A 23,365-nucleotide genomic window follows, 5' to 3' on the forward strand; every position below is an offset into this window, starting at 1 on the left:
AAATACAGGAGGAATTCGGTGAATCATTTTTTTGTACATGACTTTTTTAAGCAACAAGTAAAAGAAGACGCTCTTATCGGGAGAATTACGAGGGCATCGCAAGAGATTTATACGGTACGGACGAAGACGAACTCCTATACAGGCACCTTGTCGGGCAAATTCCGCTATGAGGCGGAGCAATCGCATCTGTGGCCGGCTATAGGTGATTGGATCGTTTATGAGCCCTATGATCAAAATAAAGCCAGAGTTCATCGCGTGTTAAACAGGCGTACCGTATTATCACGCAAAGCTGCTGGGACGGGAAATGACGAGCAGATTATCGCGGCGAACGTGGATGTCGTATTTATTGTCACGTCACTAATCAAGGAATTTAATGTCCAGCGGATCGAGCGTTACGTGATGCAAGTGTATGAGAGCGGGGCAAGACCAGTGATCGTCTGCACGAAACAGGACTTATGTGAAGATGTCATGGGAAAACTTGCTCAAGTTGAACGGCATGCTCCAGGAGTTCCTGTCTATACCGTGAACAACCTCGATGGTAGTGGAGTTGATGAGCTGAAACAAGAATTGATAACGGGAGAAACGATCTCACTGATTGGATCTTCTGGTGTTGGCAAATCGACGCTTCTGAATCGGCTGATGGGGGAAGTCGTCCAACAGACGAATCAAGTCAGGGAAGAAGATGGCCGCGGCCGTCATACGACAACGCACCGCGAGTTATTCTCACTGCCAAACGGAACGGTGGTCATCGACACACCAGGGATGAGAGAATTACAGCTCTGGGGTGAAACCGCCAATGTCGATGCAACGTTTTCCGACATTGAGAACTTGAGTCAGCAGTGTAAATTCCGTGATTGTTCGCATGACAAGGAACCAGGCTGCGCGGTGACGAAAGCGATCGATGATGGTGGGCTGGCATCAGATCGTTTGAAAAATTATAATAAACTGCTTCGTGAAGTGGAACGATTGAATTTGAAGGAAAAATACGGCACTCATCGGACGAATCGGATCCTTCATGGGCCTAAAAGTAAATAAAGTTATTTTTTTCATAAACGCAAGGTTGTTCCATCTGAGTACATGAAACTCGTGACTCATGGGGCAACGATTAAAAAACTCCCTATTGCTGCTGGACGGAAGTGGCTGTAGGGAGTTTTTCCCCCCGCCTAATAATTTATAATTGAATTTTCAAAATAATTAAGATATAGTAAAATTAGACAGAAATAGTTTCACTTCAAGATAACTGTTCATAACCGGTTTCGTTTAAAAATGTGAAAAGGAGGAGAGCAAGCTCAGTGAAATAACTACATTTTTGTAAGCGCTGTCAAAAGGTTGTTTGTAGACGTTTTTACCAGGGGAGGAAACTATGATAAACAGAGTGTGGACAAAACATTATCCTGAGCATATTAAGAGTGAAGTCGAGATTCCGAATCTACCGCTTACCAGCATACTGCAGCAGGCTATCGATCGTTTTCCAGATAATCCAGCGCTATCTTTTTATGGGAATGAAATCACGTATAAAGAGTTAGGATTCCAAACAGGTGCTTTTGCGTCTGCATTGCAGCACAACGATGTCGTCAAAGGGGATCGCGTGGCGATTATGCTTCCGAACTGTCCCCATTATGTGATCAGTTATTACGGGACGTTGAAAGCTGGTGCTGTAGTCACGCAAGTGAACCCGATGCTTGTAGGCCGAGAGCTGCAGCATATATTATCAGATTCTGGAGCCGAAACGATCGTGATCTATGCTCCGCTCTTACCAGTTCTTGAGAAGGTAAAGCACAACACGTCTATCAAAAATGTAATTGTTGTTGAATTCAATGGTAAGTATAAGCCCGTAAATGATGAAAGGGAGTTTTCTGCTTTTTTACAGGAATCTAACGGAGCACTGAAAGCTGTGTCGATCAACCCTGCTGAGGATCTCGCTGTCCTGCAATATACAGGAGGCACAACGGGGCGCTCAAAAGGGGCTATGCTCACACACCGGAATGTAGTGGCGAATGTTGTACAGACGAATGAATTTTTCAAAGACGAAGTGGTCATGGGACAAGAGCGATATTTGACGGTGATTCCACTTTTTCACGTGTTTGGCATGACGTCCTGTATGAACTTGTCGATCCTCACGGGGTCAACGAACATTATGCTGCCGCGCTTTGAGCTTGAGGAAGTGCTGCAAACGATTAAGAAAGAGCAGCCCACCTTCTTCCCTGGAGTACCGACGATGTATGTGGCGATCACTAACCATCCAAAAGCCGAGGAATATGGCATTGACAGCATTCGTGTGTGCAATAGCGGCAGTGCCCCAATGCCGCAGGAGTTAATGCGCAATTTTGAAGCGAAAACGGGTGCGAAGGTTTTCGAAGGTTACGGTTTATCCGAAACTTCTCCTGTAGCGCATTGTAATCCACTGTTTGCCGAGCGAAAGCCTGGAAGTGTTGGAATCGGTGTACCGTCCACAGACTACAAAATCGTTGATGTTGGCGAGGGAATTGAAGAGGTGCCTGCGGGGGAAACGGGGGAAGTGATTATCCGCGGACCGCAAGTTATGAAAGGGTATTGGAACATGCCAGAGGAAACGGCTCTTGCCCTTCGTGACGGCTGGCTTTACACAGGAGACATTGCCCGTGTTGACGATGAAGGGTATTTGTACATTATTGATCGCAAAAAAGACTTGATTATTGCAAGCGGCTATAACATTTATCCACGTGATGTCGAAGAAGTCCTGTATGAGCATGAAGCGGTACAGGAAGCCGTGGTTGTCGGTGTTCCTGACCCTTATCGTGGTGAAACTGTGCGTGCGGTCGTTGTGTTAAAAGAAGGGCAATCAGCAGCAGAAGAGGAGTTGATTGCCTTTTGCCGGCAAAATATGGCTGCCTTTAAAGTGCCTCGCGAGGTTGAATTTCGGAAGGAGCTTCCGAAATCGAATGTGGGTAAAATATTAAGAAGAAGTATTAGAGAGGAAGCAACGAAAAAGGTATAAACTGGCCTTCCCTGAGAAAAGAAGTCCCCGATAAAGGGACTTCTTTTGACTTTTCAGAATTATTATTTTACTTTTAACAAGTAGAAGAGTAAGGAGGAAGTCCATGAAACATTACAAGATTGCTGTTATCCCTGGGGACGGGATTGGTAAAGAAGTTGTCCCGTTAACACTCGATATTCTGCAGCAGGCAGCTGAATTATATGGTGATGTAAGGTTTGATTTTACTGAGTTTCCATGGGGTTGTGATTTTTATCAAAAATACGGCATGATGATGGAGGAAGACGGCATAGAGCAGCTCGACAAGTTTGATGCGATTCTGCTCGGGGCTGTCGGTGATCCCCGTTTAGTTCCGGACCACATTTCGTTGTGGGGATTGCTGATTAAAATACGCAGGGAGATGGATCAATCCTTGAACATTCGTCCAGCCAAATATTTTAAAGGTTTGGCTTCACCCCTGGCAGCTCCAAAAGAATTCGACATTATGGTCTGTAGAGAAAATAGCGAAGGAGAGTATAGTGAAGTTGGCGGACGGATACATAAGGGAGCAGATGAAGTCGCCATTCAAAACGCTGTTTTCACTCGAAAAGCTACGGAACGGGTGATGAGATACGGATTTCAACTGGCCGCACAACGAAAAGGTAAATTAACAAGTGCCACGAAATCAAATGGGATTGTTCACTCCATGCCATTTTGGGATTCAGTTTTTGCCGAGGTGAGTCCAGAGTTTCCAGAGATTAAAGCTAATCAGAATCATATTGATGCGCTGGCCGCGTTTCTTGTTTCGAAACCGCAGGAATTTGATGTGATTGTCGCCAGCAATTTATTTGGCGATATTTTGACGGATATCGGTGGTGCGATTATGGGCAGTATCGGGATAGCTCCGGCGGCGAATCTGAATATTACCGGAGAGCATCCTTCGATGTTCGAGCCGGTTCATGGATCGGCTCCGGATATTTATGGAAAAGGGATCGCCAATCCAATTGGTCAGATTTGGACTGCTAAGATGATGCTTGACCATCTGGGAGAAGTCAATATGGGAGCCAGCCTATTACAAGCTATTGAGGAGACAACAGCTGCCGGAATTAAAACGGGCGATATTGGCGGTCAGGCCTCCACGGAAGAGGTCGCAAAAGAAATAGGAAAACGGCTTAAAGTAACACCTGATAGAGAATAAATGCTTGCTGCTCCAAAGCGACAAGAGGACCATTATTGGTTCTCTTTTTTTATGCATCTAAATTGAAATTTTTGTAAGAATAGATGGTGTTCTCCTTGTTCATAATAAGCGTTACAGTGCCTACAAGTTGTATGCAGGCAGAGTTGAATGTGGAGGGACATCTATGAAGAAGAAAAAGTGGGATCTCATTGCGTTAGCATCCATTCCTCTGGTTATGACCTTGGGTAATTCCATGTTAATACCAGTTTTGCCTATCATTGAAAAACAAATTGGTATTTCCGCTTTTCAATCTAGTTTAATTATAACTGTGTACTCGGTCGTGGCCATTTTACTTATCCCGATTGCCGGTTATTTGTCGGATAAGATCGGCAGAAAGAAAGTCATTATACCTAGTTTAATTATTACTGGGATAGGCGGAGCCGTCTCAGCCTTTGCTGCATGGAAAATGGAAGATCCCTATTTCTTAATTTTAGTCGGGAGATTTTTGCAAGGAATCGGTGCTGCTGGAGCGTTTCCAGTTGTGATTCCGACTGTTGGGGATATGTTTGATGATGAGAAGCAAGTGAGCGAAGGGTTGGGATTGATTGAAACATCCAATACGTTCGGAAAGGTACTCAGCCCTGTAATTGGTGCTTTATTAGCTGTTATCATTTGGTATATTCCATTTGCCTCCATTCCGATCTTATCGCTGCTGTCGATCCTGTTAGTAATGAAATTCGTCAAAGTACCGAAGAATGATGAAAAGAAGGAGACGCGATTTTCTGAGTTTATAAAATCCGTGAAAAAAGTATTTCATGATAATGGGCGATGGGTCATATCGATTTTCATGATTGGCTGCATTAATATGTTTGTCTTATTTGGCTTTCTATTTCACCTATCTTCCATACTTGAAGATGAATATAATGTGACGGGTGTTTACAAAGGATTGCTGCTTGGAATCCCGTTGTTATTTTTATGTATTGCCTCATACATTTCCGGTAAGAAAATTGGAGAAAATAAAGTCGTCATGAAATGGGCGATTGTCCTCGGTAATGGAGGTACTGGAGCGTCACTTTTTTTCATGAAACATGATACAAACTTAGTGATGCTGATCACTTTATTGTCGGTGGCCGGAATTGGGATAGGATTGTCATTGCCAGGGCTTGATGCTTTAATCACAGAAGGAGTAGAAAAAGACGTGCGAGGGACTGTTACGTCGTTATACAGCAGTATGCGGTTCCTTGGAGTGGCAGCAGGTCCGCCTGTTATCGCGATTTTTATGGACAGGTTCCCTGATATGCTCTACCTCAGTTTGGCGTGTTTAAGCGTGATCGCTGCGTTAGTCACACTGATTGCCGTTCGACCATCATCTTCTGAGAAGGAGACACAAGTTTCTGTAGAACAGTAATTTTGCGAGGGAGTTAGCCTCATGGATTGTTCGGAACTTTTCATGAGAGTGATCCATTTATTTGTGGTGTTATATGTGCTAGCGAGAATTTTAAACAAGAAACTTATTTCGCAAATGGCTTTCTTTGACTTTATCGCGGGGATCACTCTGGGGTCGATGACAGTGAGCATTACGTTTATAAAAATGAATCCCCGTTTGGAAAGGGATCATCGCGTTGCTCGTATTTGCTGCCATCATAATGCTGATTGATTTACTCATTTTAAAAAGTTTTCGGATGCGAACGTTGTCGTAGCACAAGTTGATGAGTTGGATAACGTGTATATTGATACTAGGCCAGATGTCACCAATTTTGCCAGTGATGAATAATCGTTAAAAACACTGTTTTGTACAGTGTTTTTTTAATGCGTAATTTGTAAATAGAGGTAAAGTCATGTGGATATTTACCTATAAAGGTTAAATTCTGACTATTAAAATAGTTCCTACTATTCTTTTAATTATGATAATCTTCTCCTATACTAGACACTATATACTTGAATAGGAGGAGTTTATTTGAAAAAGAGAAAAGTTTTACCTGTAGCTGTACTGTCTTCTGCATTGTTTGTGGGAGCGTTTGCGCCAACACAGGCGTTTGCTGTTCAACCCACGGGTCCCTCTGATGTTTCTGTTGAATCGATGGCGGCACAATTTCAGAAGTCAAAAGGAAATAAGCCCATTTTTGTTGTAGAAAAACAAGCAGACAAGCAGCAAGTCACTAAAGCGAATGCGAAAGCGGCAGTGAAACATCTGGCGAAAAATAAAGACACATTCAAGATTAAGAATCCACAGGCAAGCTTTAAACCTGGACAAGTTAAGAAAGATGATCTGGGGATGACTCACGTGACTCTTCAGCAGACGAAGAATGGAGTCCCTGTAGAAGGAGGTCAAGTGATCGTTCACTATGATGAAGAAAATACCGTACAATCTGTAAGTGGTCATTTCAATCATGGTGTTGAAGAGACGGAGCTATCAATTCAGGCAAAACTTACTAAAAAGCAAGCCTTGACCAAAGCTAAAGAGGAAGTGGACGCGCCCGAGCAGCTGCCTTACACCCCATCAAGCGAGCTTGTCATCTATCCATTTAAAGATCAAAATCAGCTGGCTTATAAGGTAAACGTTAATTTTCTCGGCAATGAGCCAGGAAACTGGTATGTATTTGTAGACGCGAAGAGCGGCGAGGTAATTGATAAATATAATGCACTGATGCATGCAGATGGGTTTAAAACAGCAACAGGTTCTGGACTAGGAGTGCTGGGTGACCATCGGAAACTACATATCACTCATAAAAACGATAAAACTGATGACAAAAAAGGCACACAATTTTATTTATATGACAATACTCACGAGAACTTAGATGGAATCTATACCTATGATATGAAGAATTCATGGGGCAGCGAGGATTTCACACTTCCTGGTGTCCTTTACTCGAATAATAGCGCGTCCTTCAAAGATGATTATGACCGCGCAGCTGTCGATGCTCATTATAATTCGGAGGAAGTATATGAGTATTTTCTTGAAGAGCATGATCGAAACTCTTTGGATGGCGAAGGAATGGCGATTAAATCTTCCGTCCATTTCGGGCAAAATTATAATAATGCCTTCTGGAACGGCCAGCAAATGACTTATGGTGACGGAGATGGAGATTTCTTCATTTCCCTGTCTGCCGGACTTGACGTGGCCGCACACGAAATGACGCACGGCGTCACCACTCACTCAGCAGGGTTGCAATACCGCTTCCAATCCGGAGCTCTAAATGAGGCGTTCTCCGATATTTTTGGAGCATTAGTGGATGAAGAAGACTGGGAGATCGGGGAAGATATCATGGGTGAAGAAGCGAAAGCATCTGGCCGGACTTCCTTGCGCAGTCTGAGCAACCCGAGTAAATATTCCGTTGATCCAGAACTTGTTCCATATGGAAATGGGGAAGGGAAGTACCCTTCACACATGGACGAATATTACGATCTTCCTCTTGACCTGGACAACGGCGGGGTTCATATCAACTCGTCCATTATCAACCATGCTGCCTACCTGACCGGGGAAATGATTGGGAAGGACAAGCTCGGCCAAATCTATTACCGCGCTTTAACAGTTTACCTGACTCCAACTTCTGACTTTAGCCATGCAAGACAGGCTCTGATTCAATCGGCTATTGATATTTACGGAGAAGGCAGTACAGAGGTAGAGGCAACAGAAAGTGGTCTAAACCAAGTAGGCATTACGGAATAATATCGTGATTGCTCCAGGTGCTTACCGCCGGCTGCGCTCGAGGGTAAGCGCCGATAAATCGAGAGCACATGCAAAATCATCTCTTATCATTGCGATAAGAGATGATTTTTTTGCAAGACAATGGTTGTTGCGGGCATAACGCTTTGTTCATAGGTTATCTTGAGGTGATAATTATGAAAAAAGTGATCTTGTTCGCTGACACAGGTATAGACGATGCGATGGCCTTAATTTATGCGCTGAGGAATCCTGATATTGATTTATTAGCTGTTGTGAGCGGTTATGGAAATGTGGAACGCGAGAAAACGTATCGAAATGTGGAGTATATACTGGATCTTGCTGACCGTAGTGATATCCCGGTGATTTCCGGTTCTACGCGTCCGCTTAACGGAGAGGATCCTGTCTTTTTTCCGGATATTCATGGTGAAGAGGGGCTCGGTCCGATACAGCCGCCGATTCCCGAAGAACGTTATGCCAATCGTACAAACTTTAGTAAGTTGTTTCGAATCATTAAAGAGGACGACCCAAATGAAATTACGATCGTAAATGTTGGTCGTTGTACATCTCTGGCCATAGCCTGGTATTTGAACCCTGAGGTGATGGGGGATATAAAGGAAACGTATGTCATGGGGGGAGCGTTTTTAGTGCCGGGCAATGCGACAGCGGTTGCGGAAGCAAACTTTTATGGGGATGCGATCGCGGCAAATTATGTATGTCAGCAAGTACCTGATTTAACCGTTATCCCATTGAATGCAACGAGAGAGGCTCTGCTGACGCCAAGGGATGTAGAATTAATCGATGCCCGCACAGACTCACCACTGCTCGATATCGTCGAGCCTATCCTTGATTTTTATTATGAAGTGTATCAAGAACTGGAACCTGGTATTGAAGGGACGCCACAGCACGATCTCGCTGCCTTAGTGGCCACTCTAGAGATCCCGAGAATGTTCACGTACGAAAAGAGAGAAGTCCGGGTGCAGCATGAGGAAAGCTACGCGAATGGATTGAGCATTGCTGATTTTCGCCCTGGAACAACGGATTGTTCAGGTGATGGCTGTGTTCGCATTGCCACAGATTTAAATCGTGACCTTTTTGCTAATCATGTCATCGAAGTGTTGACGAACCAGAGGGGACGACGGAAACTTAGGCACAGAAGGCAAAAAAAATAACACAATGTGTGTTGTGTTTGACAGGACTCGTTTAATTCTTAATGTGATTGTCTATGCTGAAGCGTAGGTGCACATCAGCTGTAGGTAAGATAGCGATATCAAGACTAGTAAATTTTTACCAATACCTTTTTATCAATTTTCGAAAAATTGGAAATATATCGCATCTTTTTCTAATCTTGTGATATACTCAAATCGCAAGTCCTATTCTCAGAATGAGTTCATCCTCTCGAGGGAGGTGGTAACTGTGAGTCCGTTTGAAGCGATAAGCCTCATGTTGAGCTTTGGAATGCTGATAGCGGTAATAATCCACAGAAAGCAATAAAAACTTGTTTCGAACTCATTCTGACCTGATCCAAGGTGCCCCAACACCTTGGGTTTTTTTTATTACCACTCTGATTATATCGTGCTTTTCACTCAGTATCAAGATAATTTTTATGTCGATTTCATGTCGAGAAAGTATTCCTTGAGTTAGACACATATCTTTAGAGTATTTATTTATTCTTAAATGTATACTTCCTTTTTAAAAAAACAGTAAAACGTGTTCAGTCTCTTTTATGTAAAACGTAATTTCAGCGAAATATTTAGTCATAAATTCGTAATGAAAACTTAAGTTTAATTTTCGGCGGCGGGGAAATAGAATAGTAGTAAATCATTTCCATGTAGTTTCCATCACTTTTTAAAGGACGGTGGTTGTAATGAAAGGGATCATTTTAGCTGGAGGAAGTGGAACGAGACTGTCTCCAAGTACAAACTGTATTAATAAACATTTACTAACGGTGTACGATAAGCCGATGGTGTACTATCCGTTATCGAATTTAATGTTAGCCGGCATCAAGGAGATTCTGATTATCAGTACCCCCGAGGATGTTCCGCGTTTTGAGAAGCTGTTAGGCGACGGTTCTGCGCTTGGACTCTCAATCGAGTATAAAGCGCAGGAAGAGCCGAATGGGATTCCTGAAGCCTTTATCGTCGGGGAAGATTTTATCGGAAATGATGACGTTACGCTGATTTTAGGTGACAACATTTTCTATGGTCAAGGCTTGACGAACATCTTGAGAAAAGCTGTCCGCAACCATAAAGGGGCCACCGTTTTTGGTTATCGTGTCAAGGACCCGGGCCGATTTGGAGTGGTGGAGTTCGATGATCATCAGAAGGTCGTCTCTCTTGAGGAGAAGCCTGATGATCCGAAGTCCGATTTCGCGGTTACAGGGTTATACGTGTATGATAACCACGTGATCAAGATGGCGAAGAAGCTTAATTTCTCTGCTCGAGGCGAGCTTGAAATCACCGATGTGAATAAAAAATATTTGGAAAAAGGCCAACTCGATGTCGAGCTGCTGGGAAGAGGGTTTGCCTGGCTTGATGCAGGGACACATGAATCGTTATTTGAGTCTTCGGAGTTTATTAAAAATATTGAAAAGCGACAAGGGTTTAAAATCGCTTGCATCGAAGAAATTGCTTACTATATGGGTTACATTTCTAAGGAACGTTTGTATGAAACAGGCGAGACTATGAAAAAGAACGAGTATGGCCAATACTTGATGGAGATTGCCAATCGCAAACATGTGCAGCAGTATTGGGACCAGATTGACCAGAATCCGGTGTTAGGACTGATTGAGAATGAGTAATAAAGCACTTTTAGTGACAGGGGGAGCAGGGTTTATCGGCTCCAACTACATCACATCCTTTTTGGAAAAATATCCAGACCGGCAGCTCGTTAACCTCGACAAGCTTACCTATGCCGGCAACGTGGACAATCTGTCAGCTGTGAATGAACTGGATCGTTACCATTTTGTTCACGGAGATGTGGCAGATGAAACGGTCGTAAGCAAGTTATTCAGAGATTTTGACATTGAAGGCATCATTCACTTTGCCGCTGAATCTCACGTCGATAAATCGATCATGGATTCAAACCCTTTCATTTTGACAAATGTGCTGGGTACTGGAGTCCTGCTGGAAGCGGCTCGTAAGGATTGGGATGCAAAAGGGGTGCTGAAGGAAAGAAGATTCCACCATATTTCGACGGATGAAGTGTATGGATCATTAGAAGCAGAGGGGAAATTCACTGAACAGACCCCTTATAATCCCCGTAATCCGTATAGTGCCACGAAAGCGGCGGCCAATATGCTCGTAAAAAGCTATTACACGACCTACGGCATGAATGTGGTGCTTTCAAGCAGTTCGAATAATTACGGTCCGCGGCAGCATGATGAAAAACTGATCCCGACGATTATTCGCAAAGCCCTAGAGCTTGAGCCAATCCCTATCTATGGCGACGGCATGAACGTCAGGGACTGGTTGTATGTGGGTGATCACTGTCAGGCTATTGATCGGATTTTTCATGATGGCAAAGCCGGAGAAAGTTACAATGTGGGCGGTGGGAATGAACGAACAAACTTAGAGCTGACTCATTATATTTGTGATCAGTTAGACAAAGTGAAGCCACACCTTTTAGCGGAGAAAAATCTCCAGAGCTTTCGTGAATTGATCACCTTTGTAGACGATCGCCCGGGACATGACAGGAGATACGCTGTTGATGATGCTAAAATCAGGTGTGAACTAGGCTGGTCGCCTCAGGTCAGTTATCTCGATGGTTTGAAAAATACAGTCGAGTGGTATGTAACGAAATGGGAGGAAGTCTTGCAATGATCTCAGTTGTCGTTCCTATTTATGGGTGTGATGGATGTATGCACGAACTGTGCACACGCATCCAGCAAACGATGGCCCATATGTCTATGAACTATGAAATCCTGCTTATTAATGATGCCAGTCCAGATCAGTCCTGGGGAACGATACAGCAGCTAAGTGAATCAAACCCTCATATAAGAGGGTTTGATTTGTCGAGGAATTTTGGTCAGCACCGAGCGATTACAGCTGGTCTTGACCTTACGCGAGGAGATTACGTTGTCGTGATGGACTGCGATTTGCAGGACCAGCCGGAAGAAATCGAGAAATTGTATAAAAAGGCATTAGAAGGTTATGAAGTAGTCTTTGCCACACGAGTTGTCAGGCAGGATGGATTCTTCAAACGCTTATCTTCTAAACTCTTTTATAAAGTCTATGATTACCTGACAGACCGCTCCTCTGACTATACAATTGCTAACTTTAGCATTTGTTCACGAAATGTGATTGATAGTTACCGGAGAATGCGGGAACAGAATCGATTCTTCCCGCTGTTTATTAAATGGATGGGATTTAAAACGACGAGTATCCCTGTCGAGCATAGTAAACGGTCTGAGGGGAAATCTTCGTATAACTTAAAGAAAATGGTGACCTTGGCTACCGATGTAATTATCTCGCAGTCGAACAAACCATTGAGATTGTCGATTCAATTTGGGTTTCTAATTTCATTAGGATCCTTTTTGTATGGGATGTACTTAATTTTTAAATACTTTTTCTTAGCCCAGCCTGTCCCGGGGTGGACCAGTGTGATGGTGTCCCTCTATTTTATCGGAGGCTTGATATTCTTTAATTTTGGCGTATTAGGGCTGTACCTTGGCAAAGTATTTAACGAAACTAAAGGAAGACCGCTCTATATAATCAGAGATGTAACCAATGAACAGGAACGGGATGAGGTGACAGGATGACGCACTATTTGAAGCAAACACCATGGGACGAAAGAACGCTCGAGATTCCTACGTATGAGTTAACCTCTGCGGAGCCGGAAGCGTTTGAGCAAGCGGAGCAGACAGAGGGCCATTTTACGGTAAAAGTTGACCCGTTACTGGATAAAGAAAGGTTGGATCAGTATGGGTTTTATTACACCGACACTTTGATTACCCCGGTTTGTAAACGGGATCAGCTGCGTGTTTATGAAAAAGAGGGCATCACGATTTCGTCGTCGGGTGACAAGCAGACGATTTTGGACATTGCCCAGCAGGCCTTTGTGCATGGCCGCTTTCATAGAGACTTTCAGATTCCTAATTCGCTTGCAGATCTAAGGTATGCCCGCTGGCTTGAGGATCTGATTGATCAAAAACAAGTATATTACCTTTACTTTCAGGATGAGATTGCAGGTTTCTTTGGCTTTGACGGAAATAAGGTCCTGCTATTAGGCATGGATCAAGCCTTCACAAACCGCGGGCTGGCCAAACCGTTTACGAGCCAGGCCTGTTTAAGGCTGTTGTCGCTCGGCTATGAGGAGTTATTTACGTCTGTATCAGCTATTAATATGGTTTCTTTAAATCTATTTACCACTATAGGGTTCAAGCTAAAAGGGTCGGTTGATGTTTATCATAAACTGAATGGAAAGCTTTTGACGGACTAAGATCATGGGCTATTTTTATATTTTGGGGACCATTGTATTTACAGTTTATGGCCAGCTTATGCTGAAGTGGAGGATTGAAAAGTACGGAAGTCTTCCGGCAGATGTGAAAGATAAAATCCTGTTTTTACTGCAGCTGCTTCTTGATCCATTGATTTTGTCAGGGTTTCTATCCGCTTTTATCGCTTCGATATTTTGGATGGGGGCTATGACAAAGTTTGATATTAGTTATGCTTACCCATTCATGAGTCTTTCTTTTGTACTTGTATTCGTTCTATCTGTACTTCTGTTCCAGGAACCCGTTACGTTATATAAAGTAATCGGGCTGGGATTTATCGTAACAGGCATCATTATAACGAGCCAATCTGTGTGAGGTGACGAGCTGTGATTCCGTTTAATAAACCATGTGTGTTGGGCAAAGAGAAAGATTATATAAAAGAAGCGATTGAACATAATCATAAACTTTCGGGGAATGGGCCATTCGGAGAATCTTGTAAAAGCTGGCTGGAACAGCAGCTGGAATGCCCGAAAGTCCTGTTAACCCCTTCATGCACAGCTTCTCTTGAAATGGCCGCGATCTTACTTGATATCAAGGAAGGGGACGAGGTGATCATGCCCTCGTACACCTTTGTTTCAACGGCTAATGCATTCGTACTGCGAGGGGCGCGTATTACGTTTGTGGATGTTGATCCAGTGACAATGAATATTGATCCAGAGCTGATTGATCAGGCTGTGACCGAGCGTACAAAAGCTGTGGTCGTCGTTCATTATGCCGGGGCGCCTTGTGAAATGGAACCGATTATGGACATCGCTGATCGGCATCATTTGTATGTTATTGAAGATGCGGCTCAGGCGCTGATGAGCACGTACAAAGGCAAGCCGCTCGGTACATTTGGCCATTTTGGCACATTAAGCTTCCACGAAACGAAAAATTATACGTGCGGGGAAGGCGGAGCCTTGCTCATTAATGATCCGGCCTATATTGAACGGGCAGAGATTCTTCAGGAAAAAGGGACTAACCGCTCCCAGTTCAAGCGAGGTCAGGTGGATAAATACACGTGGCAGGACATTGGTTCTTCTTTTTTGTTGAGTGAATTGAATGCCGCTTATCTCTACGCACAACTAGAGGAAGCGGGAACGATTTTGCAGGACCGTATGAAAACATGGGATTACTATAAACAAAGTCTTGAACCGCTTGTCAGGGGCAACGTGATCGAGACCCAGCCTGTTCCTGCGAATGGGGAACATAATGCTCACATGTTTTACCTGAAGGTGAGGGACGAATCAGAACGTGCTGCTTTGATCGCTTATTTGTCAGACCAAGGCATCATGGCGGTCCCTCATTACGAGCCTTTGCACTCTTCTAAAGCTGGAGCAATGTACGGCAGGCTGACAGGAGAAGATACGTACACGACAAGAGAAGGCGAAAGACTGCTGCGATTACCTTTATATTTTGGTATGAAGAAAGAGGTCGTCGAACATGTTGTCCACCATATCGAGAACTATTTCCATTCATAAATGGGCCGCATTGGCCTGTTTACTTATAATTGCTTATTTATTGCCTTATTTTATCCTTGGTGAAGATACGCATATTCGCGTTCATGATAACTTGGATTCAAACATCGTCTGGTATAAAATGCTGGCGGAAAGCGGACAGATCTTCGCTACGCCTAGTACCACACTGCCCTATGCGATTAACGGACTGCCACGCAGTGCTTTATCTTCAAGCCTTGATTTGATGGTCTGGCTTTACGTCTGGTTTGAACCGTTTACGGCGTATACCATTAACCAGACGATCATGCGATTTGTCGCTTTTTTTGGGATGTATGGATTACTGCGCTACTTCTTTCGATCCAATCAAAGATCGAATCTGATTGCTGCCGGGTCAGCGCTTTGCTTCGCTATCCTGCCCTTCTGGCCATCAGGAGCCCTGTCAATCGCCGGGCTGCCTATAGCGCTATGGGCTTTTCTCAAGGTTCGAGAACATGGTAAGCATACACCTGTTGGATACTGGCTGGTCATTGGCCTGCTGCCTCTTCATTCCAGTCTCATCTTATCGTTTGTGTTCTTTCTATCGTTAATGGCACTGCTGTGGGTCATTGATTGGATTCGAATGAAGCAGGTCAATGTGGCTTTTTTTCTGGCTCTTGCTCTCATGAGCTCGATTTATTTGATCAAAAACTATCTTGTCATCATCTCGATGTTCTTTTCAGGAGGATTTACATCCCATCGAGCTGAGTTTGATCTTGGTCACAATAGTTTCGGGGATACGCTGAACCTGTTCAGTGAAAATTTTCTAACCGCCCACACCCATGATATGAGCGTTCATCTCCAGGTGATTTTGCCGGCGGTCGTGTTAGCTGTTTTCGTGGCCTTTTTCAAAAAGATACGGTTTGATTACCTGGCGCTCGCGATGCTGGCGAATTTCCTGCTATCTCTCTGGTACGCGTTTTGGTATTGGGAAGGCATGCGCGTTCTTAAGGATGCATCGATGATCTTTAATACGTTCAATTTCAGCCGCATCCATTTTCTTTCACCGGTGATTTGGTATATTGCCTTTGCACTGGCTTTGGTGATCTTATTGAAGCATGTTAAATGGGGAAAATGGATCGTTGCCAGTTTGCTCATTTTGCAAATCATGGTCCTATTCCCGCTAAATGAAGAAACAAAATACAGCCGAATCGGGACACCCACTTTCGAAGGGTTCTATTCACAAGAGCTGTTTACAGAAATTAAACAATATATAGGCAAGGACCCAGAGGACTATCGCGTTGTCAGCATAGCGATGCATCCGACGATCGCACAATATAATGGATTGTATACATTGGATACGTACAATGTCACGTACCCTTTATCCTATAAACATCAATTTCGCCAGATCATCGCACCAGAACTTGCAAAGAACCAAACACTGGAAAGCTACTTTGATACATGGGGCGGAAGACTGTACATGTATGTAGCTGAGCTCGGGAAAGATTACATGTTCAGCAAAAACAGTGATGAAGTCATTGACCAGCTTGACATCAATACAGACCAGCTGCATGAGATGGGCGGTGATTATGTACTCTCAGCACTTCCGATAAGCAATCATCGGGAATTGGGACTCGTGTTTGAGCAGTCCTTCGAGAACGCATCCTCTCCTTGGAAAATTTATTTGTATCGAGTTGATGTCTAACTCTTGAGGGCATCCTATTTGCGAATGAGGCTGGGACATAAGTAAATCTCTAAAGTGAAAAGACTAACGAAGTGCTGTGTAAGCGAAGTATATTTTCGTAGCGGTTATATACACCAATTACAGTTTTACTTAGTTCGGATTTTCAATTGATAAAGATACTTTTGTTCCAACCTCAGGTCATTCAAGAGCAACAATTGGCAACAGCGTAGAAAATTGTACGGTCAAGAACACGGAACTGTTATAATGTAGAAGAAGTTTTGCCGAAGGAGGATTTTTTATGGAAGATTTATTGCAGTTAAAAGGAAAACATATTGTCATTATGGGCGTGGCCAATCAAAGAAGTATAGCTTGGGGTGTCGCTAAGTCTTTGCATAAAGCTGGAGCCAAACTAATTTTTACATACAGAAAAGAACGTTCGTTTAAAAAATTGGAAAAGCTGCTGAACGATACCGGGATCGGTGCCGAACTTGTGGTGCCTTGTGATGTGAATGAGGATCAAAGCATTCAGCAGGCTTTCGAACAGATAGGTGAGAAATTGGGTGTGATCCATGGTCTTGTCCATTCTGTTGCCTCAGCGCCGACGGAGGATTTAAAGGGTGACTTTATTGATACATCAAGGGATGGATTCGCGGCTGCACAGGACTCAAGCGCGTATTCACTTGTAGCTGTCACAAAAGCAGCCAGACCATTTATGACGGAAGGCGGTTCGATTCTGGCGATGAGTTATTTAGGAGCAGAACGTGTCGTAGGCGGATACAACGTGATGGGAGTGGCGAAAGCTTCGTTGGAAGCCTCTGTCAAGTATCTCGCATCTGAAATTGGCGGCGATCAGATTCGCGTTAATGCCATTTCAGCCGGGGCTATCAGGACGATTTCTGCCAAGGGCGTTCCTTCTTTTAATGAAATTCTTCATCAAATTGAAGAAACGTCGCCTTTAAAGCGCAATGTAACCCAAGAAGACGTTGGGGATATGAGTGTAGCGATGATGAGTGCCTTATCAAGAGGGGTAACTGGTGAAATCGTCTACGTGGATTCGGGCTACAATATCCTTGGCTGATAACTGGACGCCCTCTTGCATGAAAGGGCGTCTTTTTTGTGGTTGGGACAATTGCCGATTTTTTATTTTCCACGGGCATTGATTTCAAAAGCAACTCGGACTCCCGATTCAATGGCCCCTTCCACCCAGCCATGAAACGAAGAAGTATGTTCGCCAGCAAAGTGGAGCCTCCCTTCCGGCGTGCTGATGGCATCACCAAAATAGTTAATCTGATGTGGCGAAAACAGTGTGAAACATCCTGCTGAATAAGGGTTTTGAGCCCAGTCGAAAGCGTAGGCCTGCAAGTATTGCTGATAGACAACAGGGCCGTAGATTTTGGCTAAATCTTTCAGCACATAATACACAAAATCGGATTTTGTCAAACTAGTCCATAGTGAAGCGTTTTGCCCCCAACTGTAACTGGCGAGCAGTACCCCAGGGCCAGGACAGCCCTCGTTATGACTGGGAACATAGGAAAACGTGGTAGGTAAATCGGTAGTTGCGTTGCCTACGTTCATTTGTTCCCAGAACCGATGTGTAAACTCCATCGCAATCTTTATCGCGGGGACGCTCGGCAGGGATCGGATTGCTTGCCATTTTTTAAAGGAAATCGATTGATAAGGCTGGACATCAATAAATTGAAAAACTGTAAACGGCATTGCTATAATGCTATAGTCACCCACAAAACACTCCCTCTCATCTGTCCGCGGGTTTCGTGTTTCGACGGTGACGCCGTTGCTGGATTGGGTAATACGTTCGACCTTATGGTTGTATCGAATGTCCTGATGCAGTTCAGGAAGAAAAGACTTCGGAAGCTGATCATTGCCCCCGCAAATTTCGAAAAACTGAGTATCTGCACTAAAGATCGGATAAATGATGTCAGTCAGAATATCGACGAAAGAGAATTCTGGAAATCCTTCGATCCCGAGCAGGACCATAATCATCCGGATGGCCACGGGTGAAAGAGAAGGACCAAGGGGGTTATTTCGTAAGTAGTCGCCCATAGAGTAGTTAGCGAACTGTTCTTTTAATGCTTCTTGTTCCTGCGGCGAACTGCTGTTATACAAGTCAAGAAAGGGCTGTACGGCTGATAAAAATAACTCAGACGCCGTTTGACCTTTTTCCCATTCTTCAAGGGGAAATTGCAGCACATCCGGGTGCTGTTCGTAATATTGTCGGGTGGTCAGAATGTTATTTACATAAATCAAGTCTTGTGGTGTACTATTGTTAAATTGATTCACACGGAGCCCGAATCGCTTAACATACTCAAATACCAGAGAGTGAGTGCTGGGAATGCGCATGGCTCCAAGTTCAATGTAATTGTTACAGGCAAACGGTTCACGCAAAGTGAAAACTTTGCCGCCGGGGCGGTCATTCGCCTCAAGCACAATCACATGATGACCAGCCCGTTTCAGCAAAGATGCAGACACAAGCCCCGCCATCCCGGCACCAGCGATAATGACGGTTTTGGGTGGACCAGCAGGTGGTAAACCATTTCTAATTATTGTCATCATATCATCGGGATAGGTTAAGTCTGCATAGTTTTTCATGGACATAGACATCCCTCCTTTTTCCATTTTACGAAAAGGACAATGTAGTTATGCCAGCTTCACATGTGCATAGTGAGGGATGAAACGAAACTGTACATCGGATTAAATTATTAGGAGGTTCAACACCACTATGGAGGATTTACTGCTTTCCATTATTAATGATTATGGATATATAGGAATCTTTGTATTAATTGCTCTAGAAAATATTTTCCCCCCGATCCCATCAGAAGTGATCTTAACGTTCGGCGGGTTCGTCACAACGAATACCCCCTTGTCGGTGGTAGGGGTGGTTATTAGTTCAACGCTTGGTTCGGTATTCGGAGCAGTCGTTTTATATGGAGTAGGATTGCTGCTTGATGTCGAACGCCTGGAGAAAATTATAGACAGATGGGGAAAAGTTCTCCGCTTAACGAGGAAGGATATTTATAAAGCTGATGCCTGGTTTGACAAGTACGGCCCCTGGACAGTATTCTTGTGCCGTTTTGTTCCGCTCATCCGCAGCCTGATTTCCATTCCGGCCGGGATGTCCAATATGAATTTCGCGGCCTTTCTTGCCTTAACAACGCTTGGTACATTGATTTGGAACACCGTGCTTATTCTAATTGGTGCCTCTGTCGGAGATTCCTGGCACAGCATCGTCAACTATATGGACATCTATTCGAATGTCGTGTATGTAATTCTAGCGATTGTGTTTGTGCTAGTAGTGATCTGGTATGTAAGAAAAGTGAGAAAAAGGTAAGCAGGAAGGAACGTCCACGCAGACAATTTGAGATCGTGGACGTATCCTCCTTTTTATTTTATAATCGGTACGGAAGCTTATCTACATATTATGTTATAAGGAGTGAAAGCACGTTGAGTAAAACCTTAATATTTGGCCATAAAAATCCAGATACAGATACGATTTGTTCGGCAATCGTCTATGCCGATTTGAAGAAAAAGCTCGGATTAGATGTGGAAGCCGTACGCCTAGGTGAAGTAGGAAGCGAAACTCAGTTCGCATTAGAGAAATTTAACGTGGAAGCACCGCGTCAAGTGGACACCGTATCCAACGAAGTGGATCAGGTGATCTTAGTCGATCATAACGAACGCCAGCAAAGTGCTGAAGACATTGATAATGTCCAAGTTCTTGAAGTCATTGACCATCATCGGATCGCCAACTTCGAAACAAAAGGACCACTTTACTACCGTGCTGAACCAGTTGGCTGTACAGCCACGATCCTGAATAAACTGTATAAAGAAAATAACCAGCAAATCAGCCAGCCTATGGCAGGATTAATGCTATCGTCTATTATTTCTGATTCCTTGCTGTTTAAATCCCCAACGTGTACAGAACAAGATGTGGAAGCAGCAAAAGAGTTAGCCGACATTGCTGGCGTAGACGCCGAACAGTATGGATTGGACATGCTTAAAGCAGGTGCAGATATTAGCGATAAGTCAGCTGCCGACTTGATTTCCCTTGACGCGAAGGAATTTTCCATGGGAGATTCAAAAGTTGAAATTGCTCAAGTCAATACCGTTGATACAGCAGATGTACTGGCTCGCAAAGGCGAGATTGAATCCGCAATTGAAGGTGTTATACAAGACAAAGATCTTGACCTATTCGTATTTGTCATTACTGATATTCTTACCAATGACTCCACTGTTGTGGCTATTGGCGAGAAGCGTGATGTAGTCGCAGATGCTTTTGGCGTAACTCTTGATGGGAACCAGGCTGTTCTTCAAGGTGTTGTATCTCGTAAAAAACAAATTGTACCACCACTTAATGAAAAATTACTATAAGATTGAAAAGGGATCCGCAGCTCTTTGAGGTGCGGATCTTTTTATACTGTAATAGAATCCTGTTAGTCTAAAAAGAGGTGAGTGTGATGAGCAGAACTGAGTCGAAGGCGAAATTAGATTTAGAAAAAGTTATTTTTATCGGTAGAACATATGAAGAATATATGAAGATGTTTTCACTTTCCGAAGATCTCTTAGAGGGGAAGAAAATATTAGATTGTCCAGCTGGAGCTTGTTCTTTTACTAGTGTTGGTCAAAAAAAGGGACTGAATATTACGGCTTGTGATATTGTCTACGATCATTCCTTAGAGGATCTTAAGAGCAAGGGGCAAGAAGATATAGCACATACCATGGAGCACATGGAAAAAGCCAAAACCAATTACATATGGGATTATTTTAAAAACATTCATCACCTAAAAGAACACCGACAAAGAGCACTGAATGATTGTGCTGCGGACATGGGTGAAAATAGCCAAAGATACATACCAGTTGACCTGCCTCATCTCCCTTTCAAAGACAAGGAATTTGACATTCTGTTATCTGCTCATTTCTTATTTACTTACGCTGACCGTTTGGATTTTCAATTTCATCTGGATACACTTAAAGAGCTGCTTAGAGTAACGAAAGAAGAAATTAGGATTTTCCCTTTAGTGGATCTAGAAGGAAATAAATACAAGCATTTAGATAAGGTTATAAGGTATTTGATTGATAACGATTGCTTAGTTAAAGAGGTAGAAGTTCCCTATGAATTCCAAGCTCAAGCTAATTCCATGCTAAAAATCAAAAAGATGCATTAACTTGAAGGGCAGCGGTAACGTTGCCCTTTTTCTGTTAAATGCAAGCAATAGATCTCTACGTAATATTGGAATACTAAATATCAGTAAGTTAGTTAAAAGTATTGAAACATTTCCTTTTTTAAGCCGTCTAATGATTTAAGAAGTACATCTTCTGTCCAGTAATTAGCTGCGGAGAAGGCGATTTACGATAATATTTCAATGGAGGGCTACATGAAGAAATTTTGTGCGCTAATTGTGATGTTAGTATTTTTAAGTGGATGCTCGACTCTGAACAATTATCTAGGTGAGATAGTGATTCACAGCAATGATGAAGCTGAGATAGGTGAGCATCCTTCTGAGTTTGTCATTAATCAACAAAGAAATGGAATTCTGTATGGATATGAATTTATTGGAGTACCAAACGAGTATGGAATCTTGAATGTGCCTATTACGACAAATGAACCAACTGATTTTTATATCTATTTTTGGGGTGAAGAGGGAAAATATGCTCAACAAGACTTAAGCATTATTGCAACACATAAAGAAACAATGGAAAAAGTTATAACGGATAAGACTGTCATAAAAAAACAAAACGGTAAATTAGAAATTCCGAAATCTGAACAGCCTGGACTCATTCCTTTGAATTCTAAATTTAACCCAAAAATTGTACAGAAGGATCCTGTTGCAGTAGGCATAACAGAATTAACTTTTCCAACGGCGGGGGACTGGAGAATAGATATAATGAAAGAAGATAAGCTATATGCCAGTGTTTCGTTAGAAGTTGGCAGCAGCGAAGCGAATTTAGAAAAGCTTTATAAAAAAGCTAAGTAATCATGCTCTCTGTGCTTAGTGAAGGAGTTCTTCTATAATACGGATTAGCATCCATTTTTTATCTAAGGTTTGTAATGATATTGGGCAAATAATAACTTGAAATAATTGTATTTAATTGGTTCGATTACTCCAATAGTAGATGAAGGAGATTTTTATTATGGCTTATGTTCGGCACAAGGATATCGTTGGGAAGCTTTATATACCTAGTGAAGAAAAAAGTAATCATATTGGTATTGTGTGGCTCCCAGGGTTACCTAATAAGCCGACTGTTGAAGATATGGGACAACCACTTGCGGATTTAGGATTTACTGTTCTTCAAGTACGTTATCCCGGAAGCTGGCAAAGCTATGGAAATTTTGGCCCTTCATCATCACTTGAAGGTGCATTATTAGGTCTAGAACTCTTATCAGACGGTAAAACATTGAACTTATGCAGCCAAACTGAAGTAGTGTGGAGTATAAAGCACCTTGTATTGATTGGGAATAGTTATGGTGGAGGAATAGCTGTTTCAGCTCTTGGTTTATCTGGTTTGGCAGATGCGGCTATTGCTCTTTGCCCTTTATTAGAACCAGAATTTCAGAACGCTAACACATCGCTTTCAGAAGATGACCTTTCAATACTTTATCCGTTTTTGAGGAAACACCATAAAAATATCTTCAGAAATTTAAGTGAGGACGAATGGAATGATTTTATCCACGGAAGCCATTTCTCAATACCCTCAAATTATTTGGAAGACTTAAAGGAAAAACATTTACTCTTAATTCATGGAACTGATGATAAATCAATTCGTTATGATCATACGGAAAACTTTTATAACAAACTAAGAGCTGTTGGTTCAAGAAAAGTTAACCTTCTTATAAAAGATGGAGTTGGTCATGGGAAAAGATTGCGACTTGTTACAAGGAATAATTGGATAGAATGGATAACTTGCTTATTCAACTAAGAGCGCACTTATTTAATAAGACGCTCTTTTTTAATTCACCTGCTGAAG

The 23,365-nt window shown here is 42.9% G+C and carries 22 protein-coding genes; 21 read left to right on the top strand and 1 reads right to left on the bottom strand.

Annotation, left to right across the window (positions count from 1 at the left end; genetic code table 11):
* Window positions 1–18 precede the first annotated feature (18 nt).
* The 16 genes from rsgA to fabI all read left to right on the top strand — a co-directional run bounded on the left by rsgA (window position 19) and on the right by fabI (window position 17,462).
* A complete protein-coding gene (gene rsgA, locus G6R08_RS18620) occupies window positions 19–1,035 on the top strand; it encodes a ribosome small subunit-dependent GTPase A (protein WP_163530130.1) in 1,017 nt (338 codons plus the stop codon).
* A 328-nt stretch (window positions 1,036–1,363) separates the two neighbouring features.
* Window positions 1,364–2,977, top strand: coding sequence for a long-chain-fatty-acid--CoA ligase (locus G6R08_RS18625; RefSeq protein WP_163530132.1), 1,614 nt, complete (start codon window positions 1,364–1,366; stop codon window positions 2,975–2,977).
* Between the two features lie 103 nt (window positions 2,978–3,080).
* Window positions 3,081–4,151, top strand: coding sequence for a tartrate dehydrogenase (locus tag G6R08_RS18630; RefSeq protein ID WP_163530134.1), 1,071 nt, complete (start codon window positions 3,081–3,083; stop codon window positions 4,149–4,151).
* A gap of 163 nt (window positions 4,152–4,314) precedes the next feature.
* Window positions 4,315–5,538, top strand: a complete 1,224-nt coding sequence (locus tag G6R08_RS18635; RefSeq protein ID WP_163530136.1) for a bacillibactin exporter BcbE — start codon at window positions 4,315–4,317, stop codon at window positions 5,536–5,538.
* A 21-nt stretch (window positions 5,539–5,559) separates the two neighbouring features.
* Window positions 5,560–5,787, top strand: a complete 228-nt coding sequence (locus tag G6R08_RS18640; protein ID WP_163530138.1) for a DUF421 domain-containing protein — start codon at window positions 5,560–5,562, stop codon at window positions 5,785–5,787.
* Between the two features lie 300 nt (window positions 5,788–6,087).
* Complete coding sequence (locus G6R08_RS18645) at window positions 6,088–7,800, top strand: M4 family metallopeptidase (protein ID WP_163530140.1); 1,713 nt, start codon at window positions 6,088–6,090, stop codon at window positions 7,798–7,800.
* A 173-nt stretch (window positions 7,801–7,973) separates the two neighbouring features.
* Window positions 7,974–8,966: a nucleoside hydrolase gene (locus G6R08_RS18650; protein ID WP_163530143.1), complete on the top strand. Its 993-nt coding sequence runs from the start codon at window positions 7,974–7,976 to the stop codon at window positions 8,964–8,966.
* Window positions 8,967–9,210: 244 nt separating this feature from the next.
* Complete coding sequence (locus G6R08_RS22540; RefSeq protein WP_420810427.1) at window positions 9,211–9,288, top strand: putative holin-like toxin; 78 nt, start codon at window positions 9,211–9,213, stop codon at window positions 9,286–9,288.
* Between the two features lie 373 nt (window positions 9,289–9,661).
* Complete coding sequence (rfbA, locus tag G6R08_RS18655; protein WP_163530144.1) at window positions 9,662–10,594, top strand: glucose-1-phosphate thymidylyltransferase RfbA; 933 nt, start codon at window positions 9,662–9,664, stop codon at window positions 10,592–10,594.
* The gene (gene rfbB / locus G6R08_RS18660) at window positions 10,587–11,615 is read left to right on the top strand and encodes a dTDP-glucose 4,6-dehydratase (RefSeq protein WP_163530146.1); all 1,029 of its coding nucleotides are present in this window, start codon (window positions 10,587–10,589) and stop codon (window positions 11,613–11,615) included. Before rfbA ends, rfbB begins: the two co-directional genes overlap by 8 nt.
* Window positions 11,612–12,553: a glycosyltransferase family 2 protein gene (locus G6R08_RS18665; RefSeq protein ID WP_240339778.1), complete on the top strand. Its 942-nt coding sequence runs from the start codon at window positions 11,612–11,614 to the stop codon at window positions 12,551–12,553. Before rfbB ends, G6R08_RS18665 begins: the two co-directional genes overlap by 4 nt.
* Complete coding sequence (locus G6R08_RS18670; RefSeq protein ID WP_163530150.1) at window positions 12,550–13,233, top strand: GNAT family N-acetyltransferase; 684 nt, start codon at window positions 12,550–12,552, stop codon at window positions 13,231–13,233. Before G6R08_RS18665 ends, G6R08_RS18670 begins: the two co-directional genes overlap by 4 nt.
* 4 nt (window positions 13,234–13,237) lie before the next feature.
* The gene (locus G6R08_RS18675; RefSeq protein WP_163530152.1) at window positions 13,238–13,603 is read left to right on the top strand and encodes an EamA family transporter; all 366 of its coding nucleotides are present in this window, start codon (window positions 13,238–13,240) and stop codon (window positions 13,601–13,603) included.
* 11 nt (window positions 13,604–13,614) lie between these two features.
* On the top strand, window positions 13,615–14,748 hold the full coding sequence (gene rffA / locus G6R08_RS18680; RefSeq protein WP_163530154.1) for a dTDP-4-amino-4,6-dideoxygalactose transaminase: 1,134 nt from the start codon (window positions 13,615–13,617) through the stop codon (window positions 14,746–14,748).
* Window positions 14,711–16,405 carry a DUF6044 family protein gene (locus G6R08_RS18685; protein ID WP_163530156.1) on the top strand — a complete coding sequence of 565 codons (1,695 nt, stop codon included), beginning with the start codon at window positions 14,711–14,713 and terminating at the stop codon, window positions 16,403–16,405. Before rffA ends, G6R08_RS18685 begins: the two co-directional genes overlap by 38 nt.
* Before the next feature lie 277 nt (window positions 16,406–16,682).
* Window positions 16,683–17,462: an enoyl-ACP reductase FabI gene (gene fabI, locus G6R08_RS18690; protein ID WP_163530158.1), complete on the top strand. Its 780-nt coding sequence runs from the start codon at window positions 16,683–16,685 to the stop codon at window positions 17,460–17,462.
* A 62-nt stretch (window positions 17,463–17,524) separates the two neighbouring features.
* On the opposite strand, the gene G6R08_RS18695 is transcribed toward fabI, so the two are convergent.
* Window positions 17,525–18,997 (bottom strand): flavin monoamine oxidase family protein, encoded by a 1,473-nt coding sequence (locus tag G6R08_RS18695; RefSeq protein ID WP_163530160.1) that lies wholly within the window; start codon window positions 18,995–18,997, stop codon window positions 17,525–17,527.
* Between the two features lie 124 nt (window positions 18,998–19,121).
* Between G6R08_RS18695 and G6R08_RS18700 the strand changes: the two genes are divergently transcribed.
* The 5 genes from G6R08_RS18700 (at window position 19,122) to G6R08_RS18720 (ending at window position 23,317) form a co-directional block, all read left to right on the top strand.
* Window positions 19,122–19,730, top strand: a complete 609-nt coding sequence (locus tag G6R08_RS18700) for a DedA family protein (RefSeq protein WP_163530161.1) — start codon at window positions 19,122–19,124, stop codon at window positions 19,728–19,730.
* 113 nt (window positions 19,731–19,843) lie between these two features.
* A complete protein-coding gene (locus G6R08_RS18705; RefSeq protein ID WP_163530163.1) occupies window positions 19,844–20,770 on the top strand; it encodes a manganese-dependent inorganic pyrophosphatase in 927 nt (308 codons plus the stop codon).
* Between the two features lie 86 nt (window positions 20,771–20,856).
* Complete coding sequence (locus tag G6R08_RS18710; protein WP_163530165.1) at window positions 20,857–21,564, top strand: class I SAM-dependent methyltransferase; 708 nt, start codon at window positions 20,857–20,859, stop codon at window positions 21,562–21,564.
* A 210-nt stretch (window positions 21,565–21,774) separates the two neighbouring features.
* Window positions 21,775–22,374, top strand: a complete 600-nt coding sequence (locus tag G6R08_RS18715) for a hypothetical protein (RefSeq protein WP_163530167.1) — start codon at window positions 21,775–21,777, stop codon at window positions 22,372–22,374.
* Window positions 22,375–22,531: 157 nt separating this feature from the next.
* On the top strand, window positions 22,532–23,317 hold the full coding sequence (locus tag G6R08_RS18720) for an alpha/beta hydrolase family protein (RefSeq protein ID WP_163530169.1): 786 nt from the start codon (window positions 22,532–22,534) through the stop codon (window positions 23,315–23,317).
* The last annotated feature ends 48 nt before the right edge of the window (window positions 23,318–23,365 follow it).

Origin of the sequence: Halobacillus ihumii (assembly GCF_902726645.1) — a bacterium.
Lineage (GTDB): Bacteria > Bacillota > Bacilli > Bacillales > Halobacillaceae > Halobacillus_A > Halobacillus_A ihumii.

Bases quoted from the DNA above. Each gene is read 5' to 3' on its own strand.
- G6R08_RS18625 (WP_163530132.1), top strand. From the start codon at position 1,364: ATGATAAACAGAGTGTGGACAAAACATTATCCTGAGCATATTAAGAGT.
- G6R08_RS18630 (WP_163530134.1), top strand. From the start codon at position 3,081: ATGAAACATTACAAGATTGCTGTTATCCCTGGGGACGGGATTGGTAAA.
- G6R08_RS18635 (WP_163530136.1), top strand. From the start codon at position 4,315: ATGAAGAAGAAAAAGTGGGATCTCATTGCGTTAGCATCCATTCCTCTG.
- G6R08_RS18640 (WP_163530138.1), top strand. From the start codon at position 5,560: ATGGATTGTTCGGAACTTTTCATGAGAGTGATCCATTTATTTGTGGTG.
- G6R08_RS18650 (WP_163530143.1), top strand. From the start codon at position 7,974: ATGAAAAAAGTGATCTTGTTCGCTGACACAGGTATAGACGATGCGATG.
- rfbA (WP_163530144.1), top strand. From the start codon at position 9,662: ATGAAAGGGATCATTTTAGCTGGAGGAAGTGGAACGAGACTGTCTCCA.
- rfbB (WP_163530146.1), top strand. From the start codon at position 10,587: ATGAGTAATAAAGCACTTTTAGTGACAGGGGGAGCAGGGTTTATCGGC.
- G6R08_RS18665 (WP_240339778.1), top strand. From the start codon at position 11,612: ATGATCTCAGTTGTCGTTCCTATTTATGGGTGTGATGGATGTATGCAC.
- G6R08_RS18670 (WP_163530150.1), top strand. From the start codon at position 12,550: ATGACGCACTATTTGAAGCAAACACCATGGGACGAAAGAACGCTCGAG.
- G6R08_RS18675 (WP_163530152.1), top strand. From the start codon at position 13,238: ATGGGCTATTTTTATATTTTGGGGACCATTGTATTTACAGTTTATGGC.
- G6R08_RS18685 (WP_163530156.1), top strand. From the start codon at position 14,711: ATGTTGTCCACCATATCGAGAACTATTTCCATTCATAAATGGGCCGCA.
- fabI (WP_163530158.1), top strand. From the start codon at position 16,683: ATGGAAGATTTATTGCAGTTAAAAGGAAAACATATTGTCATTATGGGC.
- G6R08_RS18695 (WP_163530160.1), bottom strand. From the start codon at position 18,997: ATGTCCATGAAAAACTATGCAGACTTAACCTATCCCGATGATATGATG.
- G6R08_RS18700 (WP_163530161.1), top strand. From the start codon at position 19,122: ATGGAGGATTTACTGCTTTCCATTATTAATGATTATGGATATATAGGA.
- G6R08_RS18710 (WP_163530165.1), top strand. From the start codon at position 20,857: ATGAGCAGAACTGAGTCGAAGGCGAAATTAGATTTAGAAAAAGTTATT.
- G6R08_RS18715 (WP_163530167.1), top strand. From the start codon at position 21,775: ATGAAGAAATTTTGTGCGCTAATTGTGATGTTAGTATTTTTAAGTGGA.
- G6R08_RS18720 (WP_163530169.1), top strand. From the start codon at position 22,532: ATGGCTTATGTTCGGCACAAGGATATCGTTGGGAAGCTTTATATACCT.